The sequence below is a fragment of the Neisseria sp. P0001.S005 genome, assembly GCF_051963715.1.
This window is the reverse complement of the sequence record NZ_JBQCTZ010000487.1, coordinates 1-662: the sequence shown is the minus strand read 5'-3', so window position 1 is coordinate 662 and position 662 is coordinate 1. Positions and strand designations below refer to the sequence as shown.

The following is a 662-nucleotide window of genomic DNA, read 5'->3' as shown; positions in this document are numbered from 1 at the left end:
CTGCTGCCATCGAGCGCGCATTGCCGTTTTACAATATCGGTTTAGGGTGGGTTGTTCCCTCTTTAGCCTGCTTTATACTCGGCTGCATTTTGAATGCGGCGTTGAAGAAAAAAGCATGATGACAAACAGGCCGTCTGAAATGTTCAGACGGCCTGTTTATTTCGCCAACTACGCAAACGACAGATGATTTTTTTAAAGAAATCCGTTATAATTGAAAAGTTAAGGCTTTGCGAAATACCGTTTCGCAGATGCAACATATTGAGAAGATTTATTTCCACAAATCCCGTTTTTTCAGCAAACGACTTGAACTGAAGGCGGATTTCGTGGTATAAATCGCGTTTTACTATTTTAGAAGTTTGGAGACTAACCATGGCACGAGTTTGCAAAGTGACCGGTAAGCGCCCGATGTCTGGCAATAACGTATCACACGCCAACAACAAAACCAAACGTCGTTTTTTGCCTAACTTGCAATCACGTCGTTTCTGGGTAGAAAGTGAAAACCGCTGGGTTCGCCTGCGCGTTTCTAACGCTGCATTGCGCACCATCGATAAAGTAGGCATTGATGTCGTATTGGCTGATTTGCGTGCTCGCGGCGAAGCTTAATTTAAACACCATTAATTAAGGATTACTGCAATGCGCGATAAAATCAAACTGGAGTCCAG

The 662-nt window shown here is 43.7% G+C and carries 1 protein-coding gene; it reads left to right on the top strand.

The window, feature by feature from the left end; translation table 11 throughout:
• The first annotated feature begins 369 nt into the window (after positions 1-369).
• The gene (gene rpmB, locus ACTHSP_RS21230) at positions 370-603 is read left to right on the top strand and encodes a 50S ribosomal protein L28 (protein ID WP_002216391.1); all 234 of its coding nucleotides are present in this window, start codon (positions 370-372) and stop codon (positions 601-603) included.
• Positions 604-662: the final 59 nt, after the last annotated feature.

Excerpts from the sequence above, each read along its gene's own strand:
- rpmB (WP_002216391.1), top strand. The coding sequence starts at position 370 with ATGGCACGAGTTTGCAAAGTGACCGGTAAGCGCCCGATGTCTGGCAAT.